Genomic DNA, 15,777 nt, shown 5'->3' on the forward strand with positions numbered 1-15,777 from the left:
CTCAAGCGGACCACGCTCATGACCACAGACAATGCCTCCCCTTACGAAATTCACGATGAACGCTTCCGCCTTCTGATTGTCGGCAATGCGGAACTGGAAGAGCTTTATTCCGGCTGCCGCTGGGCGGAAGGCCCGGTGTGGTTTTCCGATTTGAACTGCCTGCTGTTCAGCGACATTCCCAATGAGCGCATGCTGCGCTGGGTGCCGGATGGCGGGATTTCGGTATTCCGCCAACCCTCCAACTTCACCAATGGCAATACGCGCGACCGGCAGGGACGGCTGGTTTCCTGCGAACATGGCGGCCGTCGCGTCACCCGCACCGAAGTCGACGGCTCGATCACCGTTCTTGCCGACAGCTACGGCGGCAAGCGGCTGAACTCACCTAATGACGTGGTGGTGAAATCCGATGGCAGCGTCTGGTTCACCGACCCCACTTACGGCATTCTTTCCGATTATGAGGGCTACAAGGCGGAACCCGAACAGAAGACGCGCAATGTTTACCGGCTCGATCCCGCAACCGGTGAAATCAAGATCGCCATCGATGACTTCGTGCAGCCAAACGGTCTGGCTTTCTCGCCTGATGAAACCAAGCTCTATGTCGCAGACAGTTCCTACAGCCATGATGTATCCCGCCCACGCCATATCCGCGTTTTCGATGTCGTGGACGGCGTGAAGCTCACAAACGGCCGGGAATTCTGCAATCTCGACAATGGCTTGCCTGATGGATTCCGTCTGGATACAGCGGGCAATCTCTGGACCAGTGCCGGCGATGGCGTGCACTGCTTTTCGCCTGACGGTACGCTGCTTGGCAAGATCAAGGTGCCGCAGACGGTCGCAAACCTCACCTTCGGCGGCCCGAAGAAAAACCGCCTGTTCATCACCGCAACGAAATCGCTCTATTCAGTCTACGTCGCCGCAACCGGCGCGCAGACGCCCTGATACGCTGGAAAAACCGGAGGGCATGTAGCAGACGGGAACTGGCAAGACGGCTTCGCTGCGCTATAAAAGCGGGATGAACGATGATTCCAGCCCCTTCCTGACCGACGACATGGCACTGGATGGCGAAACGCAGGCCATCGAACCCACCAGCCGCATGCTGTCATGGGCGCGCAATTCCGCTCTCTACCGGCTGGAACAGCGGATGATGACGGAAAAGCAGCTGCGCGATGCGATCACCCGCAAGGCGCGGGAAAAATTCGAGGATATCAGCCCCGCTCAGATAAAGGCGCTTGGCGAATTCGCCGTGACCTTCGCCTATGGCATCAAGGCGCTCGACGATACGGCTTATGCAGAAATTGCCGTGCGAAGTGGCCAGCGCAGCGGCAAGTCGAAGCGCGGGCTTGCGCAAAAACTTCAGATCAAGGGCATTGATCGGGAAACGGCCGCAGTCGCGCTGCAGGAAACCAACGATCTGGTGGCGGCCGTCATCTTTGCGCGCAAGCGCGCCTTCGGCCCCTTTCGCCGTGTCGAGCTTGATGAAAAACGCAAGTCGAAGGAATTTTCCGCATTCGCCCGCAACGGCTTCGGCTTCGAAATCGGCGCGAAGGTGATGGCGATGACGGTGGAAGAGGCAGAAGAGATCGTTTCGGAAGCACCGCTTTAAGGGTTATTGCGGCATCGGATGCGTTTTCAGATAGGCGATCAGATCGGCAATATCCGTTTCGCTCCACAGCCCGAAAAAGCGCATCGAGGTTCCAGGGATCGCCTTTTTTGGGCTCGAGATAAAACTTTGCAGCTCCTCCTCCGTCCACACCCGACCCGCGGCACCGGCATCCTTCAGCGCCTGCGAATAATGGCCGTAACCAGCTACGGAGGCTATCGGCCTGCCCACCACGCCCATCAGATGCGGTCCCATGCGGGTGCGCGGCGCATCGATGCTGTGGCAGGTGGAACAGCGGCTGAAAACTTTTTCCCCGTGCACCGCATCGCCTTCGGCCAATGCCGGCGCAGCAATACAGAGGAAAAAAGCCATTGAAGCCGGAAGCGTTCTGAATGCCGAGATCATCATGCCCCGCATAATACAACGCCCTCTCCGTCTGACAACGAAGAGGGCGTTTTTTTGACATGCGACAGAATGCCCGGCGTTATAAGCCGGGCAGTACGTCGATGATCAGTTCATCGCCGTGAGCGTCACAGACGTACCGGTTGCGGCGAGGTTGAGGCCGACCTGGCCCGTTACGCTGACCGTCTGAAGCTGGATGGAGCCCGAGGTGCCGCCGACGAGGATGTTGGTGCCAACGCCGAGACCAACGGTCACTTCAGCCGTGGCGCCCTGATAAAGGCCGCCGAGCGAACCACGGTGGTAACCCGCTGTCGGGGCGAAAACGGCCCAGACCAGACGGCCCTGCGTGGTGAAGCCAAGGTCAACGCCCATCTTGCGGATGGCGCCGGTGTAATGATCGGTGCGACGCGCGCCCATGGTGGACTGGAAGGTGCAATCCAGTTCCTTGGCCGAGCCGATTACGTAACCGACGCCACCGCCGATATCGCAGGTGAGGTAACCGATCTTGACGCCATTGCGTTCGTCCTGCTCCTGCGGAGCCGGCTCATATCTTGCAAGGTCGGCAGCGAGTGCGGACACGGTTCCACCGAGACCCATCGTCAATGCGGCAAAAGTTACGGCAACAGCCTTTTTCATCTGATTTTCTCCTGTTTTATTCCTACCCGCAGCAGCCCTTATTGCCCTCTCCGGATATTGAATTCCGCACTGTTAACGTTTGTTCCCCGAAATCGATCCAAAACAACTGAATTGGGTGCAAGGAAAGCAAAACGGTTAACAATGTCTACTGGCGGTAGGATGCCATTAAGACATTGTTAGGGCGGGAAACGCCTGTCGAATTCCTGTTAAACGCGAGTACTTCAGGGCGTTGTTTTGCTGCAACGATGTCAAAGCGGCAGAGCGACGGGAAAGCCGGTGGCGGCATGGGTCATGACATCCATGCGAACGCCATAGATGCGCTGCAACGTCTCCGGCGTCATGATCTCCTGCGGCGTTCCCCGTGCGATAAGCTGGCCGGAATGAAGCGCAACGATCTCATCGCAGAAGCGTGCTGCCATGTTGACGTCATGCAGCACCACGATGACGCCAAGACCCTTTTCGCGCGACAGTCTCTGAACCAGCGAAAGCACTTCGATCTGGTGCGCCATGTCGAGTGCGGAGATAGGCTCGTCTAGAAGCAGGCTTTCGGCGTTCTGGGCCACCAGCATGGCAAGCCACACGCGCTGGCGCTCGCCGCCGGAAAGCGTATCCACCAGCCGGTCGCGGAAAGCGACGGTATCGGTAAGCTCGATCGCCTCTTCCACCTTCTCCTGATCCGCCTTGCTAAATTGCCCGAGCGCCCCGTGCCAGGGATAACGGCCGAGCGCCACCAGCTCCTTGGCCAGCATGCCGGAAGCAGCCGGCGTATATTGCGGCAGATAGGCGAGCTTTCGCGCAAATTCGCGATTGCCCCAGGCGCCGAGTGATTTTCCCTCGAACGAGACCTTGCCCGCCGTCGGTTCCTGAATACGTGCGAGAATCTTGAGCAGCGTCGATTTTCCCGAACCGTTATGACCGATCAGACCGATGGTCTTGCCAGTCGCAAAACTTACCGTCAGCGGGTGCAGCAATGTCCTGCCCGGCACTTCCATCATGACGCCATCAAGAGAAAAAAGCGGGATATCGTCGTAATCGACGGCAAGTGCTGCCTCACCCATGGTTCTCATCTCCGTAAATGTTCAAATAAATCATTGGCGCCTGCCTGAAAGCCAGATCAGATAGGGCGCGCCGGCCAGAGCCGCAAAAAGCCCGAGCGGCAGTTCATAGGGAAAGGTCACCGTTCGCGCCCCGAGATCGGAAAGCGCCATCAGCACCGCGCCGAACAGGAAAGAAGCTAACAGATGATCGCGCGGCGTGGTGAAGCCGGCGCGAAGCGCAATATGCGGCGCCATCAGCCCGACGAAGCTCAAGGGACCGACGAGCAGCGAGGCGGCCCCCGTGGCGATGCCGGCCACCGCGATGACGGCGATACGCGCCAGGCCGAGCGGCAGCCCGAGCGAGAGCGGCACATCCCGGCCAAGCGGCAGGATCGTCAACCAGCGCGTCACCGACAGGGCAGCCGCCAGAAGCACGATGGAAAGAATGGCGAGAAAGATTGCCGAAGCCGGTGTCGCGGTCGAACCAGAGCCGCTGAGCCAGGCGAGAATCTGCCATGCCCGCTGGTCACCAATCGCAAGCAGCGCCGAAAGCACCGCCGAGCAGAGCGAACTAATAGCAATGCCGGCGAGCAGGATTTTTTCTGGCGCCAGATGCCGGCGCACGGAAAAGAACAGGACGAGGATCATGACGCCCGCCGAGCCGATGCCGGCGCCGCAAAACAGCTCGAACAGACCGGCCGCCGGAAAAATCGTGATGGCGGCGGCAAAACCGAGGCCTGCGCCGCCGCTGACGCCGATGACCTCCGGGCTTGCCATCGGATTGCCGGTGAGCCGCTGCAAAAGAGCACCCGCCATGGCGAGAAGACCGCCAGCGGCGATGGCCGCCATCAGCCGGGGCCAGCGGAAGGGCAGAAGGCTTTGCAGGTCACCCGCCCCCAGCATCGTCCAGCCCTGAGGCCCCCTGCCGATGGCGAGTGCTGCAAAGATCAGCGCGGCCATGACGATGAGCATCGGCAGCAGGGCCGTAAACCCGCGTCTTGTCGCGAGATCGACGCCTTCGCCGCGATGCACGTCGGTCGGCCGGATTTTCGGCAGCAGCCAGAGAAGCAGCGGGCCGCCGATCAGGGCCGTCACCGCGCCGGTCGGGAAAACTTCCGCCGTCTTGTTTGCCAGAAGTTGCACGATACCGTCGCAGAACCAGAGCAGCAGGCCGCCCAGAAGCGGGGAAACGAAGAGCACCGAAGAGGAGCGCCGCACGCCAAGCGCCCGGGTGAGCGCAGGGGCGGCAAGGCCGATGAAGCTGACGAGGCCAACCGCCGAAGCGACGAAGGCGGCCAGCATGACGGCGACGGCGGCGACGGCGAGCCTGATCGAAAACAGCGATACGCCGAGCGATCGCGCGCCGGAATCACCGAGACCGAGAACCGTCAGCGGCCTAACCAGCAGGCCCGTCAGGACAAGCCCCACGAGAAGCTGAAAGGTGAGAGACAGGGCGTTCGACCAATCCTGCTGGCTGAGCGAGCCGCCATTCCAGACCACGAGCGACATCAGATATTCGCCCTGCGCGAGCGTCAGCGCCGCGGAAACGGATGCGGCGGTGATGCCGACCAGGAGCCCTGCCACCACCATGGTTACCGGTTCGAAGGAGCGTCGCCAGCCAAGCAGGAAGACAATACCGGCGGCAGCGGCAGCGCCGGCAAGCGCCACCAGTGCGCGGTTGCCATCCAGCACCGAGGGAAAGAACAGCGTGGCGATGACGATGGCCAGTTGCGCGCCAGCCGAGATGCCGAGCGTCGAGGGATCAGCGATCGGGTTGCGCAGCAATTGCTGAAAAAGCGCGCCCGAGAGACCCAGCATCGCGCCCGCCAGAATGGCGACCGCCACACGCGGCATCAGGCTGAAAGCGAGGATGACCTGATCCATCGACATAGCGGCGGCATCAAAAGGCAGGCCGGGCCACGCACCGAAAGGCAGCCGCAGCAACCCGGCATGCAGGGAAAGACCGCAGGCCAGAATGAACAAAAGCCCGAAGAAAAGCGGGAGAGGCCGCGCCGTCACAAGGCTTCTCCCCGTGCCAAGAGCGCTTCGGTCAGAAGCCTCGCGAAACGCATGCCGGCGGTGATGCCGCCATAGGGGCCGACATTGGCAAGCGTCACCACCCGATTTTCCCGAACGGCAGGCAGCGCGCGCCAGATGGCGCTGTTGCGCAGAGTTTCCCGCGCCTCCACCGGAATATCGGAGACGATGACGATGCGCGCATCGGATGAGGCGGCGAGGTTTTCAAGCGGCACCGGGGCCGCGAAGGTGAATTGCGACCGATCCACCCAGGCATTGGTCAGCCCCAGACGGCCAAGAACATCCCCGAACATGCTATCCGCACCAAAGGCACGAAAATGCCGGGCGTCGCCTATGTTGATGACATAGGTCGGCCGTGCGGAAAACCCGGCAAGACGGGCCCGCATGGCGTGCAGTGCCGCTTCCGTTTCACCCAGAACCTTGCGCGCCTCTTCGGCCCGCCCGAGCTTTTCACCAAGCGCGGTGACCGCCGCCAGCGCCTTTTCGAAAGGCGGCTCACCCTTCACGTAAAAGGGCAGTGAAAAGACGGGGGCGATCGCTTCCAGCCTGCCGGTATAACGTGTGTAGAAAGGCGAAATCAGAATGAGCTCCGACCGGGTGAGCTGCAGAAGCTCGAAATTCGGAGCGCCGCGCAGGCCGAGATCGGCGACGGTTTCAGGGATATCAGGCTCGACCGCGCCGGACCGGAACTGGATGAGTTCGGTCGCCGCCACCGGCATGACGCCGAGCGCCACAGATGTTTCCAGCATGGCCCAGTCGATGGCGGCGATGCGCGGCGTCACTGCTGCCCGCGCCTTGCCCGCAAGAGCCGAGGCGGCGAGCAGGCTTAAAAATTCCCGCCGCCCCCAGAGGGGGGAAATCCATCGATCCTTACGCGTCATGCCCCTGCTGCTTCACTTTAATATGGCGTTACCAACGGTAGGTCAGCTTGCCCATAACGGTTCTGCCGTCACCGTAATAGCATCCGAAAGTGGAGCAACTAGAAATATATTCTTTATCAGTCAAGTTTTGCACCAGAAGCGAGGCGCGGTAGCCGTTCTTCTCGTAATGCACGCCGAGATCGAGCAGGGCGAGGCCCTTCATTTCGAAGGCATTGGCCGCATCGCCATAACGTTTTCCGACATAACGGACACCGCCGCCGATGCCGAAACCTTCAAGCGCCGTATCTTCCGGGAAGGTGTAGTCGAGCCAGAGGCTGGCGGCGTGCCGGGGCGTACTATCCAGCTCCTTGCCGTTGTTCACACGGCCGGAGACCTCGCTGTCCATGTAGGTATAGGCCGCCCGCAGGTCGAGCCCGTCTGCAAGGCTTGCGACGCCTTCCAGTTCGAGGCCTCTCACCTGCGCCTCGTCCATCTGCTGCGTCACCCCGCCCACCGTCGTCGTGACGTTCTTCTGTTTCAGATCGTAGATCGCCGCGGAAAAGAAACCGTCAAAGCCCTCGGGCTGATATTTGATGCCCGCTTCCCATTGTTCGCCCGTGGTCGGTTTCGGCGCATCACCGACAGCCGGCTGCGGCACGGGCTCGAAGGAGGTCGCGTAGCTGACATACGGCGCGATGCCGCCATCGAAGAGATAGCTGACCCCGACACGGCCCGTCAGCTTATGGTCGTCCTTGTCGAGAGTGCGGTAGGTCGTTCCGTTGAACGTCGTGCCGCCGGTGCTTGCCCAATCCTGCCGCAGACCGGCGGTGACCCGCCAGTTCTCAAAGGCCATCTCGTCCTGCGCATAAAGACCGATCTGGGAAATATCCGTCTTCACATCGGCATAAAGCGTGCGCGAGGTGAGACTAATTGGCCCGCCATAAACAGGATTGACGGGATTGAGCGGCGTTGCGGCCCAGAATTCGGTTTTGACGTTATTGTCGAAATAGCGGTAATCCAGCCCGACAAGCAGGGTGTGGTCGACTGGTCCCGTGGAGAACTCCGCCTGCAGGCTGTTGTCGATGTTGAAGGTGTTCAGCAATTCATCCTGGAACGTCGCATTGCGGCGGATGAGATTGCCGATCATGCCGCCGCTGGTCGAAGACATGCCGAGCGCGCGGTAGGACCAGTCGAAATTGGAATAACGCGCATTCTGCCGGAAGGTGAAGGTCTCGTCGAAACGGTGCTCGAACTCATAGCCGATATTAGTGAACTTGCGGCTTGAGGTATCGAAAGAGGGATCGCCGACATAAAAGCTGCGGTCCAGCATATTGCCTGGTCTCAGATAGGTCAGCGCCGGCGGCAGGCCAGACGGCGAACTCGGATTGTCGTGCTGATAGGAGGCGAGAACCGTCAGTTTCGTATCCTCGTCGGGCTGCCATGTCAGCGCCGGGGCGATGAAATAACGATCGTTCTGCAGATTGTCCGTCTGAAGATGGGCGTTGCGGGCAAGGCCGGTCAGGCGATAGGCAAAACTGTCGCTATCCGCGACCGGCCCACCAATATCGAACATCGATTGGTAATAATCGAAGCTGCCGATCTGCGCTCCGACTTCGCCGAAACGCTCGAAAGTCGGCCGCTTGCTGATGAGATTGATGAGGCCACCGGGATTACCCTGACCGTAAAGCACCGAGGCCGGCCCGCGAATGACTTCCACCCGCTCCAGACCGTAGACCTCATAAGACGGCGCACCGGCCGTGCGCATCAGCCGCAGACTGTTGAGGAACTGCAGCTGGTTACCCTGAAAGCCGCGAATGCGCGGCGCATCGAAACGTGGATCCGCCCCAAACGGCTGCGCGACGACGCCAGGCACATAATTCAGCACCTCGCTGAGATTACGGACATTCTGCGCATCCATTTGATCCCTGGTGATGACGGAAACCGATTGCGGCGTCTCGATCAGGGATCGCCCCGTCTTGGTGGCGCTGGCGCTGGTTTTTGCCACATAGCCCTTCACCGGCGCCTTGGAGTCCTGATTTTTCGCGCCGTCCACGGTGATGGTCTGCAGCACCGTCGTTCCGGCTTCCTGCGCAAGGGCAACGCCGGAGGTCACGAACGCCACATAGGCGATGGCAGCGCAACCGCCCGCCAGAATGGAAATGTGTTTAGATTTTCCCTGCACGCCAAGACCCTTCATCAACCGCGCCGCCATGAGACGGTTATTTTTCTGGAGAATTTAAGTCATCTTATTACGCAAGGAGCGGATTGTGATCCAATAAGTGAAACTGGATTTTTTCAGAACTACTGATTATGAAAATTCTTACGGATAATAGCTTGGAATTATTCAAATCCGTCAGGAAAGGCAGTGATGATGGGCAGGAAACCGGCAAACCGGGCGGACGCGTTCGAGCTGCGGCACCTGCGCTATTTCACCACGCTGGTGGATGAGCGCAATTTCGAGCGCGCCGCCGCCCGCCTCGGCATTGCCCAGCCGGGTTTGAGCCAGCAGATCATGGCGCTCGAGCAGATCGTCGGCATGCCGTTGCTTGACCGGACACGGCGATCGGTGAAGCTCACCACGCCTGGCCAGCTTCTTTATGAGGATGCCCGCAAAATTCTCGCCAATGCCGAGGCGACACTTGCGGCGCTTAAACGCGTCGATCGCGGCGAGACGGGCCGCATCTCCATCGGTTATGTCGCTTCGGCCGCCTATTCCGGCCTGATGATCCAGTCCATCGCCAGTTTCCGCGCCTCTCATCCCGATGTGGAACTGCAACTGATCGAGATGGAGATGCGGCTGCAACTCGCCAAGATCGCCGACGGAAATCTGGATTTTGCCTTCATCCGCCCGCCTGCGCCCGTTCCGGAAGGTGTCACAACCCATGTGGTTCTGCGCGAACCGCTGGTGGCCGCACTTCCTGAAAACCATCCCCTGGCCTTTGCGCTGCAGGTCGACCTCAAGAACCTTGCCGACGAGACCTTCATCACACCGCGGCAGCCGCCGGATGTCGGCTTTCATTACAATACGATAGAAGCCTGCAACGAGGCCGGGTTCCAGCCAACGATAAGCCCGGAAGGCCGGGATTACACCACCATTACCAGCATGGTGGCGATCGGCCTCGGTGGGGCGCTGGTGCCGCGCTCGCTCGATTGTCTGCGGTTGCCCGGCGTGCGCTACGTGCCGCTTGCAGCAAGCGCCACGACTTCCGACCTCGCCATCGCCCACCGGAAAACGGAAGCCTCTCCCGCCGTCAGGGCCTTCATTCTCCATACCCGCAATTGACGCGACCGCACCCGCCCATGCGCTGAATATCCACGACCCGGCTGCCGATCCCGTGGACGAAAAACCCGTCATCGTCCGTTTCCGCGGCATCGGTGGCAACAGGCCAAGCGACGCAACCACATGAGATTACGGAAAGAATGGCGCTCTTTTCGGCAAACCGGAAGCAAGGCCTAAATCCCGTCCGGATATTTTCTGTTCCCGCTTTTCCCCGCAGCCGCGGCGCACCGTATAATCGCGGCAGATTTCGATTTACGGGAGACAGCAATGGCTGAGACTTACGAACACCACGCCGCAGGCCTCGAATCCCCGGCATCCCATGCTTTCGAGGTTGTTCCTGATGATACGAACCCGCTTCCTTCCCCCACGCGCGCCATCTATGTGGGCAATGGTGGTCATCTCTGCCTGACCCTGCTTTCCGGCGCGACGGTGACCTTCCAGAACCTGCCCGCAGGCAGCCTGCTGCCGGTCAGGGCCACCCGCATATTTGCAACCCGCACCACCGCCACAGGCATTCTGGGGCTCAATTGAGCGCTCCATCGCCGGCTGATCTCCTCGATCTGAAACGCAGCCCTCGCCAGAAGCCCACCAAGGAGTGTGACACTTTCATGACAAGCTTTCAGGTTGATGTCAGCAAAATGAAGCATCCGCCATTGATCGGCCCATGCGGCAGCTTGGACAGCGGCGTTCCCGCCCCTTTTTCGTTGCCGCCGGCCTATCGGAAATCTGGTGGATCTGGCAGTGGCTCTTTTTACCGCGAAAGCGACGGGAACAATAACGTATCGTCCGGAGATCGGCAGCGTGCCGCTCAGCCTGCTGACGGCGGCCTATCTGCTGTTTTTCACGAACCGGACATTCTGGTCGAAGGTTCACACCTATCTTTCCGCCTATCCGGTTGCCATCGTCGCGCTTTATGTCGCCATAGCGGCGCTTTTCGGTGCGCTCATCACCATTTTTTCCGCCAAATATCTCATCAAGCCGTTTCTTATCTTGCTGATATTCGCGGCCGCGGCGGCTTCATGGTTCATGGACCGCTACGGCATCATCATCGACAGCGACATGATCCGCAACGCCGTGGAGACCACGCGCGCGGAAGCGGGCAATCTGATGACACCTGGCCTTTTCTGGCATCTGACGATCTATGGGTTGGTGCCGTCGCTCGTCATCGCCGCCGTCCGGGTTCGGCATCGGCCGATCATCGACAAGTTGCTGTGGAACACCGTCAGCATCCTGATCTGCCTCACCGTTGCCGGCATCATCAGCTTTGCGAATTCCAAAACATTCACCACCGCCGTGCGCCAGCACAAGGATATCGTCAAAAGCGTCAATCCCTTGTCGCCGATCATATCCACCATTCACTATCTGACGCAGGCGGAAAAGGAAGCTGACATACAGGTGAGCCCGATCGGCAAGGATGCGAAAATCCTGCCGGCGCTGGGTGGCATCCACAAGCCACGCATCACCGTCATCGTGGCTGGTGAGACCGCGCGCGCTGCGAACTTTTCCCTGAACGGCTATGGGCGCGACACCAACCCGGAACTGGCAAAGCGCGACGTGATCTATTTCCCTAATACAACCAGCTGCGGCACTGCGACGGCGATTTCCATTCCCTGCATGTTCTCGAAATTCCCGCGTTCTGAGTATAGCCACAACAAGGCGCTCGCCAACGAGAACGTCATGGATGTTCTTGTCCATGCCGGTGTCGGTGCAACCTGGCTGGACAACAACACCGGCAGCAAGAACGTGGCCGACCGCATTCCCTTTTTCGACCTGCCTTCCACCAACGACACCCGCTTCTGCACTGGCGGAGAATGCCGCGACGATATCTTCTTCGACAAGCTCGACGCATGGCTCGATAACGTCAAGAAGGACAGTGTCATCGTGTTGCACCAGATGGGCAGCCATGGGCCGACCTACTATCTGCGTTACACAGACGAATTCCGGAAGTTCACCCCGGACTGTCGAACCGCTGAGCTTGGCAATTGCACGGACGCGCAAATCGTGAATTCCTATGACAACACGCTTCTCTACACCGATCATTTCCTGTCGACCGTGATCGACAAGCTGAAGGCACGCTCCAACACGCTGGCGACGGGGATGATCTACGCCTCGGACCATGGTGAATCGCTTGGCGAAAACGGCGTCTATCTGCACGGCGCACCCTATCTGCTGGCACCCGACCAGCAGACCCATGTGCCGTTTCTCGTCTGGTTCGATGATGATTTCGCCAAATCAATGGGGCTGGATCGCGCATGCCTTGCAAAAGGCGCAGCAAAGGGCGGGCGCTCGCACGACAATTATTTCCACAGTATCCTTGGAATGATGAACGTCTCCACCTCCGTCTACGATTCCGCGCAGGACGTGTTCGGCGGCTGCACCCAGCGCCAGAATAGCTGAACATACAGTGCTTGACGCTTATCCCGTGAAAGCGATACGCAAGACGACGCGATAAAGGAGCTGTCTTGCGGGTTCTGCTTGTTGAAGACGATCATGTGCTGGGAGAGGCGCTGCGAGACCATGTCGCCGCGGCAGGCCACGCCGTCGACTGGTTTAAGTTGCTCGACGACGCCACGGCGGCGACGCTGACCATGGCCTACGGGCTCATCCTGCTCGACATGCGGCTGCCGGATGGCGATGGCATCACCCTTTTGCAATCACTGCGCAACCGCGATGACTCGACGCCGGTGATCATTCTGACGGCGCACGACCAGGTGTCCGACCGGATTGCCGGACTGAATGCCGGTGCGGACGACTATCTGGTCAAGCCCTTCGATCTCAACGAGCTTTCGGCACGCATGCTGGCGGTCTCGCGGCGTTACGAGGGGCGCTCCGCCCCCGTCATTCGCCTGCCCGGCATCGAAATCAACCAGGTGGCGCGCAATATCGTCGTTGACGGAACAGCGCAAACGCTCAGCGCCAGAGAATGGGCCGTGCTGGAAAAGCTGGTCGAGCATCCCGGTGCGGTCGTCTCTAAATCTCAACTGCACGACACGCTCTATGAATTCGGCGCGGAAATAGAAAGCAATACGGTCGAGGTTTATATCAGCCGGCTGCGCAAGAAGATCGGCCATGACCGCGTCGAGACCGTGCGCGGCGTCGGCTACACCATCAGGTAGACAGAAATGGCCAGACCAACCAGCATGACCCGCAAGCTCGTCACGGCGCTGACGAGCGTTGTCGCCATATCCTGGTTTATCGCCTGCGGGTTAGGCGTCATGGTGATGCAGGACGAGTTCGCTGAAATTTTCGACGCTGGCGTTGAGGAAACAGCCGAAAGACTGCTGCCACTGCTGGTGGACGATCTCAGGGAAAACAACACGGGCCCCGCCTCGCAAAAACTCAACCAGTCTGCACATGCGGCGGAATATCTGACCTATCAGGTTCGCGACCGGGAAGGACAGGTCGTCCTTCATTCACATGACAGTTCGACCGAACCTTTCGAGGTCTCTCTCGACCCCGGTTTTTCTGAAACGGCGACCCAGCGCATCTACACGGTGGCGACACCGGACGGGAATTACTTCCTTCAGGTCGCAGATGCCTTCGCCAACCGGCGTGAGGCAATCGAGGAAGCCGGCACTGCAATTTTGCTGCCCGTTCTCATTCTTATCCCCGCCAGCATCTTTGCCGTTATCTTCGTGGTGCGCAAAACCCTGCAACCGATACAGACCTTGCGCGACGAGATCGGGAAAAAAGACGGCGGCAATCTCGCGCCACTGGAAACCCTGCCGTTTCCGGCTGAACTTCACCCGATTGCCCGCTCGGTTAATCTGCTGCTGAGGCGGCTGCGATCGACAATCGAAGCGGAAAGGGAGTTCACCGCCAACAGCGCCCATGAATTGCGCACGCCGATTGCCGGCGCGCTGGCGCAGGCGCAGCGGCTGCACGCCGATATTCCGCCTGAACTTGCACCGCGCGTGGAAAATATCGAGAAAGCCCTGATGCATCTCGGCCATCTCGCCGAAAAACTGCTGCAGATGTCGCGCGCGGAAGCAAGGATCGGGGTAACAGACACGGCGACCGACCTCATCCCCATTCTCGAGCTCATCATCGACGATATGAGCAGAACGGCGATCGGCACGTCCCGCATCCGCTTCACGAATCGCTGCGAAGGCGGCCTGAACTGCAAGCTGGGCACGGATGCCTTCGGCATCATCATCCGCAACCTACTCGAAAACGCCCTGATCCACAGTCCGGCGGAAAGCCCGGTGCACATACTGGCCGAAGAGGACGGTACGATCCTTATCGTCAATTCCGGCGCGGCGATCGACAAGGCGCTTCTTCCCAAACTGACGACGCGCTTTGTCCGAGGCCCGTCCAAGGCTGATGGCACCGGGCTTGGCCTCGCTATCGTCAGAAGCCTGATGGAACAGATTGGCGGCGAACTCGTGCTATCCTCCCCCGCACCCGGCAGACAGGACGGTTTTGAGGCCCGCATCGTGCTTCCGGTCGAAGACGCCGGAATGCGCTGAAAACAAAAAGCCCCGCCAGGGGGCGGGGCTTTCGCTGGTATTATTGTGGCCGCTCAATCCTCGTGAATATGGCTATGGTCGCGCGTATCGCGCATCTTCACATAAACCACCAGCGACAGCGCAATCATGATCGTAACGTACCAGAAGAACCAGTTTTCGTGGCCGATCTGCTTGAACTTCAAGGCTACGAATTCTGCCGTTCCACCGAAAATCGTGTTCGCCAGCGCGTAGGGCAGAGCCACACCAAGCGCCCGGATGTGGGCGGGGAACATTTCCGCCTTCACCACCGCATTGATGGAAGTGTAGCCGGTGACGATCAACAGGCCGACCAGAACGAGAGCGAAAGCCATGATCGGGTCGGTTGTCGTCGCCAGCGTCGTGAAGATGAGATAGGTGAACAGCGTTCCAAGAATGCCGAAGCCGACCATCAGCGGCTTGCGACCCACCTTGTCCGACAGCGCACCGGCAATCGGCTGGCACAGCATGAAGACAAAGAGGGCTGCCGTGGTGATTTCGGTCGCGCTTTCCTTGCTGAAGCCGGAGGTATTGACGAGGAATTTCTGCAGATAGGTCGTGTAGGCGTAAAAGGCGAGCGTGCCGCCTGATGTCAGCGCCATGACCATCATCGCTTCCCGCGGATAATGCTTGAACAGCGCCCATCCGCTCGATTTCGGCTTGTCCGCGTTGCCCGCCTTGGCATTTTCAAAGGACTGCGTCTCGGCAAGGCCGCGACGGATGTAAAACACCGCAATTGCAAGAACGCCACCGATGAAGAAGGGAATGCGCCAGCCCCAGGCGCCGAGCTGCTCGGGTGTCAGAACCCGCTGCAGAACCAGCAACACCGCCAGCGCCAGAAGCTGGCCGGAAATCAGCGTCACGTACTGGAAACTGGAGAAAAAGCCGCGACGGTTCTTGCCGGCCATTTCGCTGAGATAGGTCGCGCTGGCGCCATATTCACCGCCGACGCTGATGCCCTGCAGCAGGCGGGCAAACACCAGAATGGCAGGCGCTGCAATGCCGATCGTCTCGTGGCCGGGTGTAATTGCGATCAACAGCGAGCCGAGGCACATCAAGGTAACGGACAAGGTCAGGCCGGCCTTGCGGCCCTTGCGGTCGGCATAGGTTCCCATGAACCACGCACCGATGGGCCGCATCAGAAATCCGACGGCAAAAACGGCGGCCGCGCTCAGCAATTCGGCTGTCTGGTTTCCGGAAGGGAAAAACACCGGCGCGAAATAAAGGGTGAAGGCCGAATAAACGTACCAGTCGTACCATTCGACGAGGTTGCCCGCCGATCCGCCGATAATGGATTTCAAACGGGTTTTCTGATCCGGTGCCGTAGCGGGACCATTTGCCATAATATTCACGGTAAACTCCAATTCATCTCGCCTGGAGGTGGAAGGGCGAACGGAAGGTGTGATAATTTGTCGCTCTCGGAGGGGGTATATACCCGCCA

General features: G+C 59.7%; 14 protein-coding genes. 7 read left to right on the forward strand and 7 right to left on the reverse strand.

What is annotated here, in order from left to right; all coding sequences use genetic code 11:
* The first annotated feature begins 18 nt into the window (after positions 1–18).
* Together FB593_RS18815 and recX are read left to right on the forward strand one after the other, a co-directional pair.
* Positions 19–939 carry an SMP-30/gluconolactonase/LRE family protein gene (locus tag FB593_RS18815; protein WP_111802043.1) on the forward strand — a complete coding sequence of 307 codons (921 nt, stop codon included), beginning with the start codon at positions 19–21 and terminating at the stop codon, positions 937–939.
* A gap of 73 nt (positions 940–1,012) precedes the next feature.
* A complete protein-coding gene (gene recX, locus FB593_RS18820) occupies positions 1,013–1,603 on the forward strand; it encodes a recombination regulator RecX (protein WP_013762039.1) in 591 nt (196 codons plus the stop codon).
* Positions 1,604–1,606: 3 nt separating this feature from the next.
* On the opposite strand, the gene FB593_RS18825 is transcribed toward recX, so the two are convergent.
* From FB593_RS18825 to FB593_RS18850, 6 genes are all read right to left on the reverse strand, one after another.
* Positions 1,607–2,017 (reverse strand): c-type cytochrome, encoded by a 411-nt coding sequence (locus tag FB593_RS18825; protein ID WP_004431671.1) that lies wholly within the window; start codon positions 2,015–2,017, stop codon positions 1,607–1,609.
* 93 nt (positions 2,018–2,110) lie between these two features.
* The gene (locus FB593_RS18830; protein WP_004431668.1) at positions 2,111–2,638 is read right to left on the reverse strand and encodes a DUF992 domain-containing protein; all 528 of its coding nucleotides are present in this window, start codon (positions 2,636–2,638) and stop codon (positions 2,111–2,113) included.
* A 248-nt stretch (positions 2,639–2,886) separates the two neighbouring features.
* Positions 2,887–3,696 (reverse strand): ATP-binding cassette domain-containing protein, encoded by an 810-nt coding sequence (locus tag FB593_RS18835; protein WP_145166837.1) that lies wholly within the window; start codon positions 3,694–3,696, stop codon positions 2,887–2,889.
* 30 nt (positions 3,697–3,726) lie between these two features.
* Positions 3,727–5,694 carry a Fe(3+)-hydroxamate ABC transporter permease FhuB gene (gene fhuB / locus FB593_RS18840; RefSeq protein ID WP_013762035.1) on the reverse strand — a complete coding sequence of 656 codons (1,968 nt, stop codon included), beginning with the start codon at positions 5,692–5,694 and terminating at the stop codon, positions 3,727–3,729.
* Complete coding sequence (locus FB593_RS18845; RefSeq protein WP_019566562.1) at positions 5,691–6,593, reverse strand: iron-siderophore ABC transporter substrate-binding protein; 903 nt, start codon at positions 6,591–6,593, stop codon at positions 5,691–5,693. The genes fhuB and FB593_RS18845 overlap by 4 nt, the downstream gene beginning before the upstream one ends.
* A 28-nt stretch (positions 6,594–6,621) precedes the next feature.
* Positions 6,622–8,784, reverse strand: a complete 2,163-nt coding sequence (locus FB593_RS18850; RefSeq protein ID WP_162633767.1) for a TonB-dependent siderophore receptor — start codon at positions 8,782–8,784, stop codon at positions 6,622–6,624.
* A 156-nt stretch (positions 8,785–8,940) separates the two neighbouring features.
* Here FB593_RS18850 and FB593_RS18855 point away from each other — a divergent pair, with 156 nt between their 5' ends.
* The 5 genes from FB593_RS18855 (at position 8,941) to FB593_RS18875 (ending at position 14,321) form a co-directional block, all read left to right on the forward strand.
* On the forward strand, positions 8,941–9,855 hold the full coding sequence (locus FB593_RS18855) for a LysR family transcriptional regulator (RefSeq protein ID WP_186447941.1): 915 nt from the start codon (positions 8,941–8,943) through the stop codon (positions 9,853–9,855).
* 264 nt (positions 9,856–10,119) lie between these two features.
* Positions 10,120–10,383 (forward strand): spike base protein, RCAP_Rcc01079 family, encoded by a 264-nt coding sequence (locus tag FB593_RS18860; RefSeq protein WP_003508451.1) that lies wholly within the window; start codon positions 10,120–10,122, stop codon positions 10,381–10,383.
* A gap of 198 nt (positions 10,384–10,581) precedes the next feature.
* Positions 10,582–12,249 (forward strand): phosphoethanolamine transferase, encoded by a 1,668-nt coding sequence (locus FB593_RS18865; RefSeq protein ID WP_111788772.1) that lies wholly within the window; start codon positions 10,582–10,584, stop codon positions 12,247–12,249.
* Positions 12,250–12,314: 65 nt separating this feature from the next.
* Positions 12,315–12,968, forward strand: a complete 654-nt coding sequence (locus tag FB593_RS18870; protein WP_004431644.1) for a response regulator transcription factor — start codon at positions 12,315–12,317, stop codon at positions 12,966–12,968.
* Between the two features lie 6 nt (positions 12,969–12,974).
* Positions 12,975–14,321, forward strand: a complete 1,347-nt coding sequence (locus FB593_RS18875; protein ID WP_035199893.1) for a sensor histidine kinase — start codon at positions 12,975–12,977, stop codon at positions 14,319–14,321.
* Between the two features lie 53 nt (positions 14,322–14,374).
* Here the strand turns inward: FB593_RS18875 and FB593_RS18880 are convergent, their stop codons facing one another.
* A complete protein-coding gene (locus tag FB593_RS18880; protein ID WP_004431639.1) occupies positions 14,375–15,679 on the reverse strand; it encodes an MFS transporter in 1,305 nt (434 codons plus the stop codon).
* Positions 15,680–15,777 lie beyond the last annotated feature (98 nt).

It is taken from the genome of Rhizobium sp. SJZ105 (genome assembly GCF_007828365.1).
Lineage (GTDB): Bacteria > Pseudomonadota > Alphaproteobacteria > Rhizobiales > Rhizobiaceae > Agrobacterium > Agrobacterium tumefaciens.

Excerpts from the sequence above, each read along its gene's own strand:
- recX (WP_013762039.1), top strand. The coding sequence starts at position 1,013 with ATGAACGATGATTCCAGCCCCTTCCTGACCGACGACATGGCACTGGAT.
- FB593_RS18835 (WP_145166837.1), bottom strand. The coding sequence starts at position 3,696 with ATGGGTGAGGCAGCACTTGCCGTCGATTACGACGATATCCCGCTTTTT.
- FB593_RS18815 (WP_111802043.1), top strand. The coding sequence starts at position 19 with ATGACCACAGACAATGCCTCCCCTTACGAAATTCACGATGAACGCTTC.
- FB593_RS18830 (WP_004431668.1), bottom strand. The coding sequence starts at position 2,638 with ATGAAAAAGGCTGTTGCCGTAACTTTTGCCGCATTGACGATGGGTCTC.
- FB593_RS18825 (WP_004431671.1), bottom strand. The coding sequence starts at position 2,017 with ATGCGGGGCATGATGATCTCGGCATTCAGAACGCTTCCGGCTTCAATG.
- FB593_RS18860 (WP_003508451.1), top strand. The coding sequence starts at position 10,120 with ATGGCTGAGACTTACGAACACCACGCCGCAGGCCTCGAATCCCCGGCA.
- FB593_RS18850 (WP_162633767.1), bottom strand. The coding sequence starts at position 8,784 with ATGGCGGCGCGGTTGATGAAGGGTCTTGGCGTGCAGGGAAAATCTAAA.
- FB593_RS18845 (WP_019566562.1), bottom strand. The coding sequence starts at position 6,593 with ATGACGCGTAAGGATCGATGGATTTCCCCCCTCTGGGGGCGGCGGGAA.
- FB593_RS18875 (WP_035199893.1), top strand. The coding sequence starts at position 12,975 with ATGGCCAGACCAACCAGCATGACCCGCAAGCTCGTCACGGCGCTGACG.
- FB593_RS18880 (WP_004431639.1), bottom strand. The coding sequence starts at position 15,679 with ATGGCAAATGGTCCCGCTACGGCACCGGATCAGAAAACCCGTTTGAAA.
- FB593_RS18855 (WP_186447941.1), top strand. The coding sequence starts at position 8,941 with ATGATGGGCAGGAAACCGGCAAACCGGGCGGACGCGTTCGAGCTGCGG.